This window comes from Pseudomonas sp. G.S.17 (assembly GCF_038096165.1).
Classification (GTDB): domain Bacteria; phylum Pseudomonadota; class Gammaproteobacteria; order Pseudomonadales; family Pseudomonadaceae; genus Aquipseudomonas.
Genome location: NZ_CP151076.1, coordinates 827,343 through 847,347 on the forward strand (window position 1 = coordinate 827,343; position 20,005 = coordinate 847,347).

The 20,005-nt window shown below is 56.3% G+C and carries 16 protein-coding genes; 4 read left to right on the top strand and 12 right to left on the bottom strand.

The genetic code is table 11. The annotated features are described in order from the left end of the window. Position 1: 1 nt before the first annotated feature. From AABC73_RS03720 to AABC73_RS03770, 11 genes are all read right to left on the bottom strand, one after another. Positions 2–1,354 (bottom strand): ABC transporter ATP-binding protein, encoded by a 1,353-nt coding sequence (locus AABC73_RS03720; protein WP_341522513.1) that lies wholly within the window; start codon positions 1,352–1,354, stop codon positions 2–4. After that, the gene (locus AABC73_RS03725; protein WP_341522514.1) at positions 1,344–2,162 is read right to left on the bottom strand and encodes an ABC transporter permease; all 819 of its coding nucleotides are present in this window, start codon (positions 2,160–2,162) and stop codon (positions 1,344–1,346) included. Before AABC73_RS03725 ends, AABC73_RS03720 begins: the two co-directional genes overlap by 11 nt. Further along, positions 2,162–2,707 carry a dTDP-4-dehydrorhamnose 3,5-epimerase gene (gene rfbC, locus AABC73_RS03730; protein ID WP_341522515.1) on the bottom strand — a complete coding sequence of 182 codons (546 nt, stop codon included), beginning with the start codon at positions 2,705–2,707 and terminating at the stop codon, positions 2,162–2,164. The genes AABC73_RS03725 and rfbC overlap by 1 nt, the downstream gene beginning before the upstream one ends. Then, on the bottom strand, positions 2,707–3,591 hold the full coding sequence (gene rfbA / locus AABC73_RS03735) for a glucose-1-phosphate thymidylyltransferase RfbA (RefSeq protein WP_341522516.1): 885 nt from the start codon (positions 3,589–3,591) through the stop codon (positions 2,707–2,709). The genes rfbC and rfbA overlap by 1 nt, the downstream gene beginning before the upstream one ends. Next, on the bottom strand, positions 3,588–4,490 hold the full coding sequence (rfbD, locus tag AABC73_RS03740; protein ID WP_341522517.1) for a dTDP-4-dehydrorhamnose reductase: 903 nt from the start codon (positions 4,488–4,490) through the stop codon (positions 3,588–3,590). Before rfbD ends, rfbA begins: the two co-directional genes overlap by 4 nt. Next, positions 4,487–5,557 carry a dTDP-glucose 4,6-dehydratase gene (gene rfbB, locus AABC73_RS03745; protein ID WP_341522518.1) on the bottom strand — a complete coding sequence of 357 codons (1,071 nt, stop codon included), beginning with the start codon at positions 5,555–5,557 and terminating at the stop codon, positions 4,487–4,489. The genes rfbD and rfbB overlap by 4 nt, the downstream gene beginning before the upstream one ends. Positions 5,558–5,561: 4 nt before the next feature. Then, the gene (locus AABC73_RS03750) at positions 5,562–6,548 is read right to left on the bottom strand and encodes a glycosyltransferase family 2 protein (protein WP_341522519.1); all 987 of its coding nucleotides are present in this window, start codon (positions 6,546–6,548) and stop codon (positions 5,562–5,564) included. 229 nt (positions 6,549–6,777) lie between these two features. Further along, positions 6,778–7,845: an IS630 family transposase gene (locus tag AABC73_RS03755; RefSeq protein WP_034136202.1), complete on the bottom strand. Its 1,068-nt coding sequence runs from the start codon at positions 7,843–7,845 to the stop codon at positions 6,778–6,780. A gap of 439 nt (positions 7,846–8,284) precedes the next feature. Beyond that, entirely contained in the window at positions 8,285–9,055 is a 771-nt protein-coding gene (locus AABC73_RS03760) for an ABC transporter substrate-binding protein (protein ID WP_341522520.1), read from the bottom strand. 66 nt (positions 9,056–9,121) lie between these two features. Continuing rightward, positions 9,122–9,976, bottom strand: a complete 855-nt coding sequence (locus AABC73_RS03765) for a PfkB family carbohydrate kinase (protein ID WP_341522521.1) — start codon at positions 9,974–9,976, stop codon at positions 9,122–9,124. Positions 9,977–9,978: 2 nt separating this feature from the next. Next, complete coding sequence (locus AABC73_RS03770) at positions 9,979–10,992, bottom strand: SIS domain-containing protein (protein WP_341522522.1); 1,014 nt, start codon at positions 10,990–10,992, stop codon at positions 9,979–9,981. A gap of 252 nt (positions 10,993–11,244) precedes the next feature. On the opposite strand from AABC73_RS03770, the gene AABC73_RS03775 reads away from it, so the two are divergent. Next, on the top strand, positions 11,245–12,027 hold the full coding sequence (locus tag AABC73_RS03775; RefSeq protein WP_341522523.1) for a GntR family transcriptional regulator: 783 nt from the start codon (positions 11,245–11,247) through the stop codon (positions 12,025–12,027). A gap of 53 nt (positions 12,028–12,080) precedes the next feature. Here AABC73_RS03775 and AABC73_RS03780 read toward each other — a convergent pair whose 3' ends face one another. Beyond that, the gene (locus AABC73_RS03780) at positions 12,081–16,910 is read right to left on the bottom strand and encodes a glycosyl hydrolase family 28-related protein (RefSeq protein WP_341522524.1); all 4,830 of its coding nucleotides are present in this window, start codon (positions 16,908–16,910) and stop codon (positions 12,081–12,083) included. Between the two features lie 546 nt (positions 16,911–17,456). Here AABC73_RS03780 and AABC73_RS03785 point away from each other — a divergent pair. Genes AABC73_RS03785 through trpC form a run of 3 tightly spaced genes read left to right on the top strand, consistent with a single transcriptional unit; the run spans position 17,457 to position 19,961 of the window. Beyond that, positions 17,457–18,056 carry an aminodeoxychorismate/anthranilate synthase component II gene (locus AABC73_RS03785; protein ID WP_331150493.1) on the top strand — a complete coding sequence of 200 codons (600 nt, stop codon included), beginning with the start codon at positions 17,457–17,459 and terminating at the stop codon, positions 18,054–18,056. Positions 18,057–18,078: 22 nt separating this feature from the next. After that, on the top strand, positions 18,079–19,128 hold the full coding sequence (gene trpD, locus AABC73_RS03790; RefSeq protein WP_331150510.1) for an anthranilate phosphoribosyltransferase: 1,050 nt from the start codon (positions 18,079–18,081) through the stop codon (positions 19,126–19,128). Further along, positions 19,125–19,961, top strand: coding sequence for an indole-3-glycerol phosphate synthase TrpC (trpC, locus tag AABC73_RS03795; protein ID WP_341522525.1), 837 nt, complete (start codon positions 19,125–19,127; stop codon positions 19,959–19,961). Before trpD ends, trpC begins: the two co-directional genes overlap by 4 nt. Positions 19,962–20,005: the final 44 nt, after the last annotated feature.

Genomic DNA, 20,005 nt, shown 5'->3' on the forward strand with positions numbered 1-20,005 from the left:
GTTACCTGAGAGATTTGAGTTCTATATTTGACATGGGGATGCCGATCAGGCCCGCAGCAACACTGGTTGATTCTGATTTGAAGAAAACGGCGTCGTGAATCCAGTGATGTTGTATGTGATCCTGCTGGGTACCGTTCGCGATGGCGACGCTTACTGAGTAATTACCTTTGGCTAGTCTTGGCATAACAAAGGTAAATTCAGCTACGATTTTACTGCCTTGTTTAGATGGAACAGGCATTTGGGCATACGTCAGGTAAGTGTTGTCCCCAAACAGTGCTTGTCCAAGTTTGTCCTTGATGTGAAAACCGATAATCGGTGACTGGAGATTTGAATGCGTCACCGCTACAATTTTCAGCTTTATTATTTCTCCACCGACCACCCACGACAGAGGTTGATTTTCAGTGTCTAAAAAATTCACATCGGTGATCTGTGCATGGCCTTTACCAAAGGAGGGGGCGTCAGCGTTGAATTCGAACAGTTCGAGGTCGTTGCGCAAGTTGCTGGCATTGATAAATGATTGGCGTTGATCTTGACCAGGTTCCGAAGATTTCTCAGCGGTAACCTTGATACGAGTAGTCGTGCCGGTTCCCTGCTGAGCCTCGTAAAACGCTTCAAGGTAGTCATCGCATATGGCTTTTGGGGAGCCTTGTTTGAGAACCTTGCCTTTTTCCAGCCATATTGCTTTGTTGCATAAACTTCTGATTGAACTGGTGTCGTGACTCACGAAAAGGATCGTTCCGGTGGTCATGAACTTGCGAAGGAAACGCATGCACTTCTGAGTAAAGAACGCATCGCCTACCGCCAAAGCTTCGTCGATAATCAGGATATCTGCATCCACGTGGGCAATCACTGCAAAGGCCAAGCGCAGCATCATTCCGCTGGAGTAGGTTTTAACCGGCTGCTCTACGAAATCTCCTATGTCCGCAAACTCGACGATTGCATCGAAACGTTCATCAATTTCTGCGTTAGTTAGACCCAGTACTGAGCCGTTCATGTAGATGTTTTCACGACCACTGAACTCTGGATTGAATCCTGAACCCAGTTCGAGCAAAGCGGCCACTCTGCCGATTGTTTGGACACTGCCTCCAGTAGGGTGAAGCGTCCCGCAGATCATCTGGAGTAGTGTTGATTTTCCACTACCGTTGCGGCCAATGATACCAACGGTCTCACCTTTTTTTACCTCAAAGGAAATACGGTCTAGTGCCCAAAACTCGCGATAGCGTTGCTTGGGAGTTATTCCAACGGCGCGCTGGAGTCGAGGCACAAAAAACTGCTTGAATCTATCCTGCGGTCGATCATAGATCTGATAACATTTGCTCAGCTTGTCGACTTTAATTGAAATGTCAGAGGACATCAGCAAACCCCTTGCGTGTTTTTTGGAACAGGATAAAGCCCAACCATGCGGTAATTATTGCTGCAGTAAAGTAGGCGCTGGACATTATTACGTCCGGTGGGCTGCCTCTGAAAAGAACGTCGCGAGCTTGTTCAATAACTATCGTCAGCGGATTCATGTAAATCAATGCACGGTATTCTTCGGGTAACGCCGTTGCTGGATAGAATATTGGTGATATAAACATAAGCGTGGTAGTCGTAATGCCTACAAACTGCGCAACGTCACGCAGGTATACACCGAGGGATGCTAATATCCAACTGAGCCCCATGATGAACAATACGAGAGGTAATATCACGATGGGTAAATAAAGAATGGTGATGTGAGGTGTGCCAAAGAAAACCATGTAGGCAAGCAGCCAGACAGAGAGACTGACTGCGCCATGGAAGAGGCCCGCACCCAGCGTCACCCAAGGCAAAACCTCAAGCGGAAATACCACTTTTTTTACGTAGTTTTGATTGTTGAGGATTAGCCCCGGTGCGCGATTAATGCACTCAGCAAAGACGTTGAATATAATCAGGCCCGCGAACAATATCAGCGCAAATTCGGTTTTTGAGTCGCTGGTGGTATCCCAGCGCGCATTGAAAACCACGCTGAAAACAAATGTATACACGGCGAGCATCAGAAGGGGGTTCAAGAATGACCAGAATACACCGATCAAGGAGCCCCGATAGCGTCCCTGTATCTCGCGCTTGATCAAGGCCCGAACAAGACTTCTATTGCGCCATAGGCTTGCGATCATTTCGCGTGGGGTAGCAGAAAAGTGGTGCATCAACTGTACACCTCGGCTGCACCCAGCGTTTTTGCTTCCGCGTCTTTGGCTGACAGGATCGGCTCGCCTTGCAGAGGCCAGTCGATGGCTAGCGAACTGTCATTCCACAGCAAGCTGCGCCCTTGCTTCGGCGAATGGTAATCGGTGGTTTTGTAGACAAATTCTGCAGCTTCAGAAAGGACCAGGAAACCATGGGCGAACCCTTCTGGTATCCATAGCTGTTGTTTGTTTTCTGCGCTCAAGTAAGCGCCAACCCAGCGACCAAAAGTGTTTGAGGTTTTACGTAAATCGACGGCTACGTCGAACACCTCACCCGACACGACCCGGACAAGTTTGCCTTGGGGGCATTTGACCTGATAATGCAGGCCGCGGATCACGTTTTTAACTGACAGGGAATGATTATCCTGAACAAAGTGGACCCGGCGACCAATCGCAGCCTCGAAGTGCTCTTTGTTGAAACTTTCCATAAAGAAGCCGCGTTCGTCCGCGAAGACTTGGGGTTTGATCAGAAACACATCAGGAATAGCCAGGGATGTTGCAATCATCAGTACACCGTCTCTGTAAGAATAAGCTGGAGATATTGGCCATAACCGTTTTTCAATAAGGGAGCGGCGAGGGTTTCCAGTTGCTCCGCACTTATCCACTTTTGCCGGAAGGCGATCTCTTCCGGGCAGGCGACTTTCAATCCTTGGCGGCGTTCGAGGCTGGCTATGAAGTTGCCGGCTTCGAGAAGTGAATCCTGAGTTCCAGTGTCCAGCCAGGCGTAACCGCGCCCCATGATTTCGACTGAAAGGTCACCCCGTTCCAGATAGATCTGGTTAACGTCGGTAATCTCCAACTCGCCTCGGGGGGATGGCTTTATGCTCTTGGCAATATCAATGACTTGGTTGTCGTAAAAATACAGGCCTGTCACTGCATAGTTGGAACTTGGATTGAGCGGTTTTTCTTCAAGGGCGATGGCTTTGCCTTGGGCGTTGAATTCGACCACGCCATAGCGTTCCGGATCATTCACGTGGTAGGCAAAAACGCTGGCTCCCTCTTGGCGAGATGTTGCACTGTGGAGCAACGTGTGAAAGTTATGGCCATGATAAATGTTGTCGCCGAGGACTAATGCTGACAGGCCGTCGCCAATGAATTTTTCGCCAATAAGAAATGCTTGTGCCAAGCCCTCCGGAGATGCTTGAACGGCGTAGGAAATATTCAGTCCCCATTGACTTCCATCCCCTAACAATTGAGCAAAGCGGGGTGTGTCTTGTGGTGTCGATATAATCAGAATATCGCGCATGCCCGCCAACATCAGCGTGGTCAACGGATAATAGATCATGGGTTTATCATAGACAGGCAGTAATTGTTTCGAGACTGCCAACGTTGCCGGATGCAGGCGAGTGCCGGAGCCGCCAGCAAGAATAATTCCTTTGCGTTTGTTCACAGTGCTCTCTCAAGGGTTTCTTTGACCATTCGAACCAAGCCGGTTTGCCAGTCAGGTAAATGCAGGGCGAACGCGCTTTCCAGTTTCTGGGTATTCAACCTTGAGTTGCGGGGGCGTGCTGCCGGGGTTGGATACGCCGCTGTTGAAACCGCAGTTAGTTCGTTCGCCGCGATATTGTGTTTTGCTCCAAATGCTTGCGCCTGCTCCAGAACAAACCGGGCATAGCCAAACCACGAAGTCTCGCCAGCGGCTGCGAGGTGGTACAGGCCGCCCAGCTCTGGTTGCCGGAATACTGAGCGGATAGCGTGTGCGGTAACGTCCGCTAACAGCTCGGCGCCCGTGGGTGCGCCGGTTTGATCATCGACGATACTTAGGGTTTTGCGCGTCTTGGCCAGGTGCAGAATTGTTTTAGCAAAGTTATTGCCGCGCGCTGCGTAGACCCAGCTGGTGCGAAAAATCAAGTGCTTGCAGCCACTGGTCTGTATTGCCGTCTCGCCTTTTAACTTGCTGGCGCCATATATATTTAACGGGGCAACTGGATCTTGCTCCATCCAGGCTTTCTCACCCTCTCCGGCGAATACATAGTCGGTGGAGTAGTGGACTAGCAGGGCGCCAAGACCTAGCGCTTCTTGCGCCAGCACGGACACAGCTTCAGCGTTGATCTGGTACGCCAGATCAGGTTCGTTTTCAGCCTGATCAACAGATGTGTAGGCCGCAGCATTCACGATGACGTCTGGCTTGACCCTTCTAACGGTCGAACGAAGTCCTTCGAGGTTGCTTAGGTCACCACAGTGATCAAGGCTTCTGGAGTCAAGCGCTATCAGGTTTCCCAGAGGTGCAAGACTGCGTTGCAGTTCCCACCCCACCTGACCATTCTTGCCGAGCAGAAGAATCCTCATGCTGTCTGGCCGGCATACTGTTGACTCACCCATTCCCGGTAGGCGCCGGACTGGACATCCCTTACCCAGTCTTCGTTATTCAGGTACCACTCGACGGTTTTACGAATGCCGGATTCAAAGGTCTCAGCCGGCTTCCATCCTAGCTGACGCTCAATTTTGCGAGCATCTATAGCGTAGCGGCGGTCATGACCCGGACGGTCTTTCACATGGACGATTTGAGCGCTATAAAGTTGACTGTCGGCTCGTGGGCTCATTTCATCCAGCAACCGGCAGACAGAATGCACGATTTCGACATTGGTCTTTTCGTTACAACCACCAATGTTATAGGTTTCTCCGGGGCTGCCAGCGGCCAGCACGCTTCGGATTGCGCAACAGTGATCTTTCACATAGAGCCAATCACGGATCTGCTGACCGTCTCCATAAATAGGGAGTTCCTTGCCCTCAAGCGCGTTGACTATAATCAGCGGGATCAGTTTTTCCGGGAAATGGAAAGGTCCATAATTGTTTGAGCAGTTCGTGGTAAGAACAGGCAGGCCGTAGGTATGATGATAGGCGCGGACCAGATGATCGCTCGCTGCCTTGCTGGCCGAATACGGACTATTAGGTGCGTATTGGTGGCTTTCTGTGAATGCAGGCTCGTTCCGGGAAAGCGAACCATACACTTCGTCGGTCGAAACATGCAGAAAGCGAAATTCATCCCTGGCGTCTGGAGCGAGTGACGACCAGTACGCCCGAATAGCTTCCAGCAAATGGAAAGTGCCAACAATATTCGTTTCGATAAAATCCTTGGGGCCCGAAATGGATCGGTCGACATGGGACTCTGCCGCGAAATTCAGAATTGCGCGGGGCTGAGAAGCTGTCAGTAGTCTGGTTATCAGACTACTGTCCCCGATATCTCCCTTAACAAAAGTATGCCGAACGTCGCCCTTTAAAATATCGAGGGTCTTCGGGTTGCCCGCATAGGTAAGCTTGTCCAGATTAATGACGGGTTCATCCGATTGTTCCAGCCAGTCCAAAATGAAATTTGCACCGATAAATCCAGCGCCGCCGGTCACCAAGATAGTCATAGAGTCAGATCTTTTTAAAAAGAATTGCGAGGAACAGCCCAAGGTTCTGACACAAGGTCTGGCGGTGCACACGCGCCCGTCGAACGCCAGCGAACCGGGTGAATAATCTTTGGTTTCGTGCAGACTTGAACTCGGAGAGTATTGTTTTGTTTTCGTGCTTTAGACGATGAATCATGGCCTCAAGCGCCTGGATGTTCTGCGAATTCCAGTCGATAAAACGCCCTTGGAAAACCATGCGTAATCTTTTCAGTCGTGCGGACCAGGCGACGTTGCTGCCCACTATATTTCCATCGTGCTGGCGGTATTGCACCCTTGGTTCAGGGTCGTAGTGGATCGCGCCTCCAGCACCAGAAATAAGCTGATAGGCCCACCAATCGTGGGATGGAACGCTCATGTTGCTACCGGCTTCCTGCAGCAAAGCGCGGGCAGCTTCGTTGAATACCATGGTGTTGCCGCCGCTGATACTTTGGACCAAGGCATTGGTGAATCGAGGTGGGCGCCGGAACAAAGGCGAATATCCGATGGTGGATCCCGTTGCACCTATAAGTTCGCACCGGGCACAGTAAAGTGCCGGGATATGTTCGGGAATTGTCTTTAGCCAGGTTATCGCTCTCGTGAGCTTGTCCGCGTGCCAGATATCGTCCTGATCCGACCAGGCATGGAACTCGCTCTTTACTTCTGCTCTGGCGGTCAGGGATAGAAAATTTGCCGCGAAGCCTCGTCCGGGACCCGAAACGATTTTCAGGCGACGGCTATTCCATCGCTTGCCAAACTGTTCCAGGATCTGAAGGGTTGCGTCTTCTGAGCCGTCGTCCGATACGATGAGTGACCAATTAGCATGCGTTTGCCGCTCGAATGATTTCAGCTGGTCAGAGATAAAGCGTTCGCCGTTGTAAGTGCACATCAGAATGGAAACATGGTGGCGCGGGTCGTCGACCTTCGACAAGGATGTGGGGATAGCGGTAGAGGAGGCAGCAATTGAGGTGGTCACAGATATACTTCGCTAATTACTGTTAAATCGCCGTTGCTTTCCATTGTCTATTGCAAAGGGCCTTTCACTTTGCGCCGCTTAACGAATCCCTTGCTGACGAGGCTAAGTGGGTACATCAGTCATCCGCCGTTTAATGGGCAAAAAAAAGCCACGGCGAATCGCATCTACTACGATGCACATTTCCCATCCTCAGGAGGGAGCTAGTGTGCTGTCTCAAAAATAAAGCTCCTCATGCCTGTGAGGCCATTGCCTCACGGGCTCGCTGTATCTTGTTCAAAATATCTTCCCCCTTGGCGTTCCAGACATAGCGAGTCGGCTGCGCATTTCGCAGTGCTAGGAACGTGGTGATCGAGCTTTCCAGTTCGCGAACCGAGCTGAAACTGCCGTCACGCAGGTACACCGTGATATCGCGAAAGAAGCGCTCAACCATGTTCATCCACGAGCTGGAGGTCGGGGTGAAGTGCATGTGGAAGCGCTTGTGCTTCTCAAGCCATGCCTTCACTTTCGGGTGTTTATGCGTGGCGTAGTTGTCCACGATCAGATGCAATTGGAGCTGTTTGGGCGTTTCTCGATTGATCTTCTTGAGAAACTCCAGCCATTCCTGATGCCGGTGTTGGCGCTCTATGGAACTGATCAAGCGCCCCTGAAGATAATCCAGCGCAGTGAACAAGGTGACGGTGCCATGGCGGACATAATCGTGCGATTGCGTACGGATATGACCGATCCCCAAAGGCAGTCCAGGCTGGGTACGCTCCAGAGCCTGAACCTGGCTTTTTTCATCGCAACAAAGCACCAATGCCTTATCCGGCGGATCCAGATACAGCCCGATGACGTCCCAGAACTTCTCTTCGAAGTTTGGATCTTTGGACAGTTTGAAGGTACGTGTCAGGTGCGGTTTTATATCGTTGGCGGCCCATATGCGCTGGACGCTGGCCGGTGAAATGCCGGCGACTCGCGCCATGCTTCGACAGCTCCAGCGAGGCTGACCGATACGCGGCTGAGTGACCTGCTCAAGTGTTCGTTTCAACGCTTCGGCCGATAGGGATGGCTTGCGACCTCGTCCGGGCAGATCCACTAGGCCTTGTAGACGCAGCTCTTGAAAGCGCTTGCACCAGCGGGTGACTGAAACAACGGAGAGACCTGTCAACTGGGCAATCTCGTTACGAGAACAACCTCGAGCGGCTAGCAAAATCACCCGTGCCCGACGACCGTCGCGCTGACTGATCGTGGCTGATCTTATGCGCCGACTCAGTTCAATTTGTTCGTCTTCACTGAGCACGATGTCCTGAGAGTTCATGTGATCACTCCAAGCACTGACTGACCACAGAAGCATAGCTCAGGTTAGAAACTTATTTCAGAGACGGCACACTAGCGCTGTAGTTGAGGCTCTAAGTGTTGTCTCTTAACGTCCCCGAATAGATCCCGTAAATAATCAGGAGTATCTGACGGTGTCAGGTGAATTAAATCTTCGGCGATGGTAGCGATATTTGTGGGAGTAAAAAGTCAGACCGAGAGGACGGTTTTTGTAGGAAAATTCTTTCTTCTGTCGGTGCTTCTAAAGGTTTTAGATGTGGGCCCCGAGATGTTTGTGGTCTGCCCGATACGCTGCGCGCGGTGATTAATGCTCAGATTGGGGAGTCTGAGCTTAATCGAGGTCTGCCTGGCGGCAGGCCTCTGCTAGCTTGTCCTGATGAGCTCTTCGCGATAGAGCTCTCCGACAATGCCCTGATCCAGCGTTATTCAGGCGCGATATCCACGTCGAAGTATTTGTCGGCCAGGCGTTGATAGGTTCCGTTCTGGCGAATCGTTTGCAGCGCCTTATCGATGTCCTGTTTAAGCGCCGTATCGTTCTTGCGCAGCCCGACGCCGGTGCCGGGGCCGAACACTTCAACGGACTTCACCACGTCACCGGCATAGGCAAAACCTTTGCCCATGGGTTTTTTCAGCATGCCTTCGGAAACGGCGATGGCGTCATCGAACACCGCGTCCAGACGGCCATTGATCAAGTCCTGATAGGCCAGGTCGCTGCTTTGATAGGGCACGACTTCAACGTTTTTCGAACCCCAGATTTTCCGTGCGTAGACTTCGAACACGCTGCCTTGCTGCACACCGATGCGTTTGCCCTTGAGGGTTTCGGCGGCGGGCGTCAAAGCGCTGCCTTGAGCGGCCACCAGATGCGCCGGGGTGTCGTAAAGCGTGTCGGAAAACGCCACTTCTTTCTTGCGATCCTCGGTGATGGAAAACGCCGAGAGAATGCCGTCGAACTTGCGGCCCTTGAGAGACGCAACCAGGCCGTCGAAACTGGTTTCGACCCAGACGCAGCGGCGCTTCAGTTCAGCGCAGATACTTTCGCCCAGTTCAATATCGAAGCCGGTCAGCGAGCCGTTCGGGTTTTTCGATTCGAACGGCGGGTACGTCGGATCGACGCCAAAGCGCAGGTCGGTGCTGGCCGCCCAGGTCACGAAGGGAAAGGCCAGCAGGGTCAGACCGAGAAGGTATTTTTTCATCGACAGGTTTCCACGACAGGGTTGATGGAACGGCCCGGGACGGATGCCCAGGGCACACATCCGTTGTCAGCCTTGGGCCTTCAACGCTTGTTTCAATTGCTCACAGCGCACAGGGTCTAGCGTCTGGCCATGGCCGAAACCGCCTTCCCCAGCGCAGACATGCGCCGCGAAATCGACGCCTTGCAGCAGACATTCGGCCAGGCTTGCGCCGCCTTGCCAGGCCAAAAGGAAGGCTGCAATGAAGCCGTCGCCCGCGCCCATGCTGTCGACCACTTCACAGGGCAGGCTGACCTGTTCGCGAAAGCCGTAGTCGTCCAGTGCCAGTGCGCCATGCGCGCCACGGGTCACAACCACCACTTTTGGTCCCAGCGCCAACATAGAACTGGCCAACTGGCGTGCGGCCTCGGAATCAAGATCGGCGGCAGAAAAGAACGCGATGTCGACGTGGGCGATCAACGCGCGCCAATCGTATTCATCCCAGTTGTCCGAAAAGTCGAAGGACAGCACGCCGCTGGCCTGACGAATCTGCGCGAGGCTGTTTTGCAGCCCGCTGTACAGGCTGGTGTGCGCCAGCGGGTAAGCCGCAATGCAGGCCAGGGCTTGTGAGTCGATGTGCAGTTGATGACAAACCCCGGAGTCGCTGCCGAGAAAAACCCGTTCGCCGTCCATGCTGTCGACACACGCCCAGGCGCTGGCGCCCGGCAGTGTTCTGCAGCGGGATACATCCACCGACTCGGCCTTGAGCACTTCCAGCAACCAGCGTCCGTGGTCGTCGTCGCCGACGCAGCCCAGGTAAGCGCTGCGGGCGCCGAGGCGGGCGGCGAACACGGCAACGTTCAACGCATTGCCGCCGGGGTATTCCTTTTGGCGGTGGAGGTACACGTCAACCGTGTTGTCGCCGACCGCGATCAGTTGCGGCATGCTCAATACTCCGTTTTCCACATGTAGCGGCGCGTGGTCAGTGGTTGTTGGTGCCAGACCGCCAGATGCGCCGCGATACGTTCTGCCGCGATGCCGACAATGTAAGGCGCGACCAGTGCGCGGATTTCCGGATCAATGCCATGCATAGGGAAATCCTTGGCGTCGTAGACCATCACGCGTTCGGTGTAACGCTGGCAGAAACGCACCACACGTTTCATCTGTGCGCGGCTCGGGTCTTCGCCAACAAACAGAAGCAGCGGCGTCGACGCGTCGATGGCTTCGAACGGGCCATGGAAAAACTCCGCAGCCTCAACCGGCAAGCAGTGCAACCATTGGCTTTCCATGACCACGCAGACGCCGAACACATAGGCCGTGGTGAACATCGGGCCGGAGGCGAGGAAGTACATGAGCTTGTCGTCTTTGTAGAGACGTGCTTCTTCGGTGGCGCGCTGATCATTGTTGATGGCGGCGTCGGCCAAGGCTGCTGGCAGGGCTTTCAGGGAGCGGGTGAGTTTGTCCAGCAACGGCCAGTCTTCGCGCTCGGCGAGAATCCCGCCGATCAACGCCTGCAGAATCATGAAGCAGCCGAAGTACGCCTCGTCTGTACGCCCGAGCAGGAAGCAATGCTGCACGGCCTGGGCCAGCGGCAACTCCGCAGTCTGGGTCACGCCGACGGTCATGCAGGGTTTGTCTTTGAGGAATTGCGCGGCGGCGATGGTTTCCTGAGTGGTGCCGGATTTGGACGCGAGGATCACCAGCGTGCGTTCATCCAGCCGAGGCGGATCGATGTCCATGAAGTCGGCCGGGAAATATCGGCGCACTTCCAGTGAATGGCTGAAGCGTTCGATCCAGTATTGCAGGCCGAGCATGATGCGATTGGGCGCGCCACAGCTGACGAAATAAATGCGATCAATCTTCGGCGCCAGCTCGCGGCCATAGCGCTGGGCGTCGTCAACGATGTGGATGGACTGCGCAAGGGATGCCACGAAAGCTTCCCGGTTGAACTCGATCGCCATGCTGGCTCCTTGGTGAGCGGGAGGAGGATCGAGGCTCTTCGTCGATCCTTTGTTAGACCAGAATCTATACCATGGAAAATACCATCTCAAGGGTTTATGCTCGTGGTCTAATCACCGGGTAAACCAATCTGGTAGGCCTTTCACGTCTCGTAATTACGGGCAGGACTGCAAACCCGCGAATTCACTGGAGTTTCGCCGCGTTGAACCTGGCGGAGAATTCCACAAAAATAAATTCTGGATGTAGACCACCAAATGGCGTCGGAAAAAACCCTCGAAACGAGCTTCCCCATACCCCAGCGCAAACAGGTGGCGTGGCAGGCTGTGCAAGTGCTGCTGGAAATGCTCGAACGTCCGGAGTTCGGCCCCAATGAACGCATTCCGGCGGAACGGGATCTGGCCGAACATCTGGGCATCAGTCGCATGACCCTGCGCAAGGCGATTCAGGTGCTTATCGAGCGCGGCATTCTGGAGCGGCGGGGCAATCGCGGCACCTTTGTCACGGCGCCCGGTGTCGAGCGGCCGGTCAGTCTGTCGCGCAAGGGCATTACTCAGGTTGTCGAGCAGTCGGGTTCGCGGCCGGGCAGCAAGCTGCTGTATTTCGAGCAGGCGCAGGCCAGCGTTCGCGTTGCCAAACTGCTGGGCATTGCAGAGGGCGATGGGCTGCTGACCATCCGGCGTTTGCGCACGGTGGATCAGAAGCCGTTTTGCATCGAAACCAGCTACATCCCGCTGGCACGCGCCCCGGATCTGCTGGCTCAGGATCTGGCCGCAGGCGCTTCGCTGTATGCGTTGCTGCTGGAGCGTTACGGGATTGAGGTGGAAAGCGATGAAGGCACGTTAAGCATCGCCAGCATGAACGATCAGGAAGCGCGCTTGCTGGAAGTCGCGGCCGGGACCGCAGCGCTGGTCTATCGCGGGGTGATTTTCGACAGCCAGGCTAAACCGCTGGAATACCTGGTTTCGATCAACCATCCGCAGCGCGTGGTGTTCAAGCTGGAAAACAGCCGGGTGGATGCGTTCAACTCACATCGCTGAAAACGCCGGGGGTTGACTGCCTGCCGCCCATTGCGGGCGGTAGGCAGGCTGTTTCAGCCAATAATGTCGGCCGCGTGCAGCGTCTGCACGCCGGTCAGCTGGATGGCAAAGTCAGCCTCGTTGTCAGCGTCGATGTTGCCGTACAGCACGCCGTCGGCGAAGCGCAGTTCGCCGACATTGTTGGCACTGAACGCAGCGCTGCCGATGAACACGAATGCGTCGTTGGCGGCGGTTTCCGGGCGGGCATCAATGCCGGAGAAGTCCAGCTTGTCGCCCTCGGCGGACTTGAAGCCCTGAATGATGTCCGCCAGCAAACCCAGGCCCATGTCTGACACATTGTTGAATACATAGGTGTCAGCGCCGGTGCCCCCAATCATGATATCGGCGCCTGCGCCACCGATCAGCACGTCGTTGCCGGAACCGCCGGACAGGGTGTCATCGCCGTCGCCGCCGGAGAGCCGGTTGTCGCCGGAACTGCCGGTCAGCGAATCGGCAAATCGGCTGCCAGTCAGGTTTTCGTTGCCTTTGAGGGTGTCCAGGCCTGAACCGCCAGTGTCCTGTTGCGCTGTGGTGGACAACTTGACCGTCACGCCCGCCGTGGCGAACAGGTAGGACACGGTATCGACGCCCGCGCGGCCGTCGATCACGTTGTCGCCCGCGCTGGCATACAACACGTTATCCAGCGCGTTGCCGGTCCCGTTGGCCGCACCCGTGCCAGTCAGCGCCAGATTTTCAACGTTGCTGCCCAGCGTATAAGTCGCCAGCGCGCTGAACACGGTATCGACGCCGCCGGTGAGGCTGTCGGCATTGGTTTCGATCACGTTGTCATTGGCATCATCGACGAAGTAACTGTCCGAGCCATCGCCGCCCTTGAGGGTGTCGGCGCCTGCCTGACCGTCCAGAATGTTGCTGGCGCCATTGCCGATAATGATGTTTCTCAGTTCATTGCCGACGCCGTCGATGGCCGACATGCCGGTCAACGTCAGGTTTTCGGTATTGGCCCCCAGCGTCCAGCTCACTGACGCCATGACGATGTCAATTTGCGAGGCCGAAGTATTGGTTTCGGTGACGCTGTCGCCCGCGTTGTCGACCACATAAATGTCGTTACCATCGCCACCGCTCATGGCGTCGGCACCCAGGTCGCCGTCCAGCGTGTCGTTGCCGCGACTGCCCATCAAGGTGTCGTCATCGGCAGTGCCGAAAATCGAGCCGCCTTCGTTCTGCGTGCCTTCGGTAATGTCGGCGGCGCTGTTGTTGTCGCTGCTGTCGGAGGTGTAGCCCAGATCGGTGGCGATGTAGTCGGCCAGGCGCTGGCCGACGATTTCCGCCGACTCTTCGTGCAAGTGCCAGACGTCGTCGGGGTAGACCAGCGGGTCGACTTCATAGCGCAGCGGCAGGTCGGTGTAGTCCACGGCGAGCTTCACGTCGCTGCGCTCGGTGGCCATGGCTTCCTGTGCGGCGCGCACATAGCCGACGCCTTCGACGATGCCCGCGATTTTCTCGGCCGAGAAGCCCCGAGCTGCGGCAGCGTCAGTTTGATAGTGGCCGGTTTCCATCAGGTAAACGTTGAAGTCGCCAATCTGCGCATGCAGGTAGTCGAACACTTTCAGCGTCGAGGCTTTGTACAGATCGGCGGCGGCTTGCTTGTCCGTGGCGCGGGCGATTTCCTGGGCGGCTTCTTCGCCCTGGCCCCAAATGATCCCGGTGGTGACATTGTCGATAGCGGTCAGGGTCGCCAATTGAGTCTTGAGCAACTCAACCGCGCGCAACAGCGCCGGGCCTGGCTGATCGGTGTCGGTCAGCCACCAGGACAAGCGCTGCTCTTCCAGCGTCGAGGTGGAATAACCCGCCACGGTGCTGCCGCCCACTGCCAGATCGATGCCATTGCCGTCGGCATCGGTGAACTGGCTGCGCACGTCATAATCGGTGTAGCGGGTCAGGTCGCTGACCAGCGTCGACGTGCCCGACTGATCGTCATCCTCGGTCATGCGCAGCAAACGCGCGTTGGACTGACCAAGGGTTGGCAGATAGAGAATTTCCTGGGCCTCACGTTGCGCGAAGACGAAGTCGGCATCACTGATTTTGTCGATCAGGTTGCCGCTCAGGGCGATCTCAAAGCGATTGCCGTCGGCATCGGCCGCGCTGGATTTGATGTAGGTTTTGTCGCCAGCGGCATTGAGCGTCATGTACAGCGTGTGATTTTCACCATCGCCCAGGCCCAGAAAACCGAGCGCCGATACGTCAATTTTGTCTTCGCCGGGGGTGAAGTCATAGATCGTATCGGTCGCCGTCAGACCGCCGCTGTCGTAGTCGCGATAGCTGTCGCTGACTGCGCTGTAGACGAAGGTGTCGTTGCCCGCGCCGCCATACAACGCGTCGCGACCTGCGCCGCCGTTGATCAGGTCGTTGCCCGCATCGCCGCGTATAGTGTCCGCGCCGCCGAGGCCTTGCATGACGTCATTGCCGGTGGTGCCGTAAAGCGACTCGCCTTTTTCGCTGCCGGTAATCACGCCGGGCGTCGGGTTACCGACGGTGATGGCGAAGCTATCGCTGACTGAAGCTCCGGCTGCATCGCTGGCAGTCAGCAGCACCGAATAAGTGCCGGAAGCAACGCTTGGCGTGCCGCTGAAAGTCAGGGTTTTGCTGTCGAATTTCAGCCAGTCGGGCAGGGCCGTGTTGTCAGCCAGAGTGGCGCTGTAGGTCAGCGTGTCCTTGTCTGGATCGGAAAAGCTGTTGGCCTGCACGGTGTAGGAAAACGCGGTTTGGGTGTTGGTCGCCTGATCCAGCAGCGGCGTGTTCAACACCGGCGCCTGGTTGATGGTCGAGGCGCTGGAAAAGATGAAGTTGTCCGCGCTCAAGCTGCTCAGCAGATTGCCTTGCAGGGCAATCTCGAAGCGATTGCCGGTGTCGTCGATGGCGTTGGTCTTGACGTAGGTTTTGCTGCCGTCGGCGTTCAGCGACAGGTAAACAGTGTTGTTACTGCCATCGCCAAGGCCGCGCAGGCCGATTGCCGACAGATCGATCCGGTCTTCGCTGACGTTAAAGTCAGTGATGGTGTCGCTCTGCTTCGACGTGCTGGCGCTGTAGTTGCGATAGCTGTCCATGCGGCTGCTGTAGATGAAAGTGTCAGCGCCCGCGCCACCGGTCAGCGTGTCAGCATCTGCGCCGCCGTTGATACGGTCGGCCCCGGCGCCGCCGTCAATTCGGTCTGCGCCGCCGTTGCCGTTCAGGGTGTCGATGCCCTCGGTGCCGACCAGTGTGTCATTGGCGGCAGTGCCTTCGATGACGCGCTGAAAAATGAAATGGCTGGCGTCGAGTTTGCCCAGCAGGTTACCGCTCAGGCCCAGTTCGAAACGGTTGCCTTCGGCATCGGTGGTCAGGGACTTCACGTAAGTGCGGTCCAGCGAGGCGTTGTAGCTGATATTCAGCGTGCCAGCTGTGCCGCTGCCCAGGCCGCTGAAACCCAGATTCGCCAGGTCGATCTTGTCCTGGCTGATATCGAAATCGGTGATCAGGTCGGCGAAGCTGGCCGTGGCAGTGCGATAGCTGTCAGTCACGGCGTCGAAGCGGAAGGTATCGGCACCCGCACCGCCGGTCAGTTTGTCGGCCCCGTTGCCGCCGACCAGAATGTCGTCGCCAGCATTACCGTTCAGCGAGTCCTTGCCGGCCAGGCCGAAAATCAGTTCGTTGGCGGCGCTGCCGCTGATCGTGTCGTTGCCCGCCGTACCTTGCACGGCCACCACCGGCAGGGCGTCGCCGACGTAGCTGCCATCGCCATAAATCAGCACCAGACCTTTGGAGGTATGGCTGATGGTATTGCCGACGATGCTGTTGCCATCGGTGCCATTTTCATCGCGCTCGGCCACGCCGTAGGTCGATTTGTCGCTGCCGGTAATGGTGTTGCCGCGAATCAGGTTGTCACTGCCGTCGAAATATTTGCCGGAAACACCCTGCGTGTCGTCGTAGGACTGAATGATGATTTCCGGCACTGGATTGCCCAGTGAATTGTTGGTCAGGGTGTTGTCGACCACATCGACATTGGCGCTGCCGTAGATGCGAATGCCGGCGCTGGCGTTGTCATGGATGTCCACGCCGCTGACCGTGACTTCGCTGGACAGCTTGATCAGTACGCCTTCGGCGCCATTGCCGTAAACCGCGCCGCCGGTGATGGTGATGTTGGCCGGGGACGGAATGTTCTCGCTGCCGCGCTGGACCACGATGCCCGTGCTGCCGTTGCCGTAGGCGACGTTGTTGGTCAGGGTGAAATCATGGGTGCTGGTCACCACGTTGAAGCCGTGGCGGTCGTTGTTATAGGCGATGTTATTTTCGAACACGCTGTCGCTGAGGAAGTCGGCGACGAAGCCGTCCAGCCCATTGCCGTGGGAGACGCTGTTCTTGATCACCATGTTGACGGTCTGCTCGTGGGGATCGAAGCCGTAGCCCGAGCAATCGACGATCTCGACACTGTCGAGGGTGACGTTGGAATCCTTGCCGTCGGAACCGGGGATGTAACCGTTAAACCAGCCATCTACCTTGCCGGTAGTGGCGTCACGGTTGCCGTCCAGGGTCAGGTTGTTCATGCCGAAATCGTGGGTTTCTTCGCCGTAAGCCGAGCGGACGATGCCCGTCACCTTGGTGTCGGAGCCATCCTCGAGTTTGATGACGGTCTCACCCATGCCCGCGCCGCTCAGCGTGACATTGCTTTTGAGCATCAGGCAGCCATCGGAAGGCTCTTCGCCAGCGGAGACAATATAGGTCCCGGCCGACATCTCGACGGTTCCGCCACCTGCCGCAGCAGCGGCATCGATTGTTGCCTGAATCGCTGCTGTGTCATCGGTGATGCCATCGCCCAGCGCGCCGTAGTCTTTTACGTTAAAAATCATGGTGTTACTCCTGGCTGCGGGGTGTATGGGTGGGAAAGTCAAGATCACAGCGCCCGAACATATGACCGTGACATTTGAGAAAGTTGCGCGATAATCAGCTTAATTTCGGCAAATGAGCTGGCATCTGCGTCAATCTAATGACCGTCGTAATTGTGGCGGGGGAGAGGCGGGGTGACAGGCTGCTGACGTCAAAATCAGGCGGCTATATAGAGCGGAGTGCGAGGCTTGCTTCGCTTGAGTTTGCTGCCGTGATATTGCACCGCAAACCGAGCTGGGCTAATGTGCCGGGACGTAGAAACGAGACCTCCCCTGTGTTGATCGTCAGCAAACTCTTGATGCGCGTTATCAAGGCTCACGCCCGTTGGCGTTGGCGCGCCTGACTAATTCTTTTTCCGGCCCTGTCCGGAACTCCTCCTGATACGCCTTTATATCCTTGCCCTGCCGCTTCTTTGGGACAATCCCCGGCCGCTAAACTAGCGGAGCGCACTTGGGCAGCGAATTCGAAGTTTGAACAAATAGTCAGTAAATCAATGGGTTGAAGCCAAAATGCTGCTGATGATAGATAACTACGACTCCTTTACCTATAACGTCGTGCAATACCTGGGCGAGCTGGGTGCCGACGTTAAAGTGATCCGCAACGACGAATTGACCGTTGCCCAGATCGAAGCTTTGAACCCGGAACGGATCGTCGTTTCCCCCGGTCCGTGCACCCCCAATGAAGCCGGCGTCTCGCTGGAAGTGATCAAACACTTCGCGGGCAAGCTGCCGATTCTGGGTGTCTGCCTTGGCCATCAGTCGATTGGCCAGGCGTTCGGTGGTGATGTGGTGCGTGCCCGTCAGGTCATGCACGGCAAGACCAGCCCGGTGGTTCATGAAGACCGCGGCGTGTTCGAAGGCTTGAACCATCCGCTGACCGTTACCCGTTACCACTCGCTGGTGGTCAAGCGCGAAACTCTGCCGGAATGTCTGGAAGTCACGGCCTGGACCGCGCTGGAAGACGGCTCGGTGGATGAAATCATGGGCTTGCGCCACAAGACGCTGAACATCGAGGGCATCCAGTTCCATCCCGAGTCGATTCTCACCGAGCAGGGCCACGAGCTGTTCGCCAATTTCCTCAAGCAAACCGGCGGCACTCGTCAGGGTTAAGGATTCTTTTATGGTTAAGCCAATGGATATCAAGACGGCGCTGGGTCGTGTGGTCAACCAGCTGGATCTGAGCACTGACGAAATGAGTGACGTCATGCGCCAGATCATGACCGGCCAATGCACAGAGGCGCAGATCGGCGCCTTCATGATGGGCATGCGCATGAAGAGCGAAAGCATCGACGAGATCGTCGGTGCCGTGACTGTCATGCGCGAGCTGGCCAGCAAGGTCGAGCTGAAAACCCTCGATGGCGTCGTGGACGTGGTCGGCACCGGTGGTGATGGCGCAAATATCTTCAACGTCTCCACGGCTTCGGCATTTGTGGTGGCGGCAGCCGGTTGCACCGTTGCCAAGCACGGTAATCGCGCCGTGTCGGGTAAAAGCGGCAGCGCGGATCTGCTGGAAGCGGCGGGGGTTTATCTGAACCTGACGCCCGTGCAAGTCGCCCGTTGCATCGACAGCGTTGGCATCGGTTTCATGTTCGCCCAGTCCCATCATGGCGCCATGAAGCATGCGGCTGGTCCGCGTCGGGATCTTGGCCTGCGCACCCTGTTCAATATGCTCGGCCCGCTTACGAATCCGGCTGGCGTCCGCCATCAGGTGGTTGGGGTGTTCAATCAGGCATTGTGCCGCCCGTTGGCCGAAGTCTTGCTTCGTATGGGCAGCAAGCACGTTCTCGTGGTGCATTCTCAGGACGGCCTGGATGAATTCAGTCTCGCCGCGCCGACGTTCGTGGCTGAGCTGAAAAACGGCGAAGTCACTGAATACTGGGTGCAACCCGAAGATCTGGGCATCAAGAGCCAAAGCCTGTTTGGCCTGGCGGTTGATAGTCCGGCGGCTTCGCTGGAGCTGATCCGCGACGCCTTGGGGCGTCGCAAGACCGAAAACGGTCAGAAAGCTGCGGAAATGATTGTGCTCAATGCTGGCGCGGCGCTTTATGCTGCTGATCATGCCTACACGCTCAAAGATGGCGTGGCGCTGGCTCATGATGCATTGCACACCGGCCTGGCCCGGGAAAAACTGGATGAGTTGGGCGCCTTTACCGCGGTGTTCAAGCAGGAGAATGAAGGATGAGCGTGCCAACCGTTCTGGAAAATATTCTCGCCCGCAAGGCCGAGGAAGTTGCTGAGCGCCTCGCGCGCGTCAGTCTGGCCGAAGTCGAAGCGCTGGCCAAAGTCGCTGATCCGACTCGCGGCTTTGCCAAGGCGTTGATTGAGCAGGCCAAGCGCAAGCAGCCTGCGGTGATCGCCGAAATCAAAAAGGCTTCGCCTAGCAAGGGCGTGATTCGCGAGAATTTCATTCCTGCCGACATCGCTAAAAGCTACGAGAAGGGCGGGGCGACCTGTCTTTCGGTGCTGACCGATATCGATTATTTCCAGGGCGCCGATCTGTATCTGCAACAGGCCCGCGCCGCCTGCAAACTGCCGGTGATCCGCAAAGACTTCATGATCGATCCTTACCAGATCGTCGAAGCTCGCGCGTTGGGCGCCGATTGCATCCTGTTGATCGTGTCTGCGTTGGACGACGTGAAGATGGCCGAGCTGGCAGCGGTCGCCAAGAGCGTTGGTCTGGACGTTCTGGTTGAAGTGCATGACGGCGATGAGCTGGAGCGGGCGCTGAAAACCCTCGACACTCCGCTGGTGGGCATCAATAACCGCAACCTGCACACCTTCGAGGTCAATCTCGAAACCACGCTGGACCTGCTGCCGCGCATTCCGCGAGATCGGCTGGTGGTCACCGAAAGCGGCATTTTCAATCGTGCCGATGTCGAGCTGATGGAAATCAGCGATGTCTATGCCTTCCTGGTCGGCGAAGCGTTCATGCGCGCCGAGCAGCCGGGCGCGGAATTGCAGCGCTTGTTCTTCCCGGAACGCGGCACCCTGATCAATTCCTCCACGGCTGACTGATCGGCGCTTGGCGGGACTTGCTTCGACCGTTGTTACAGAGGATC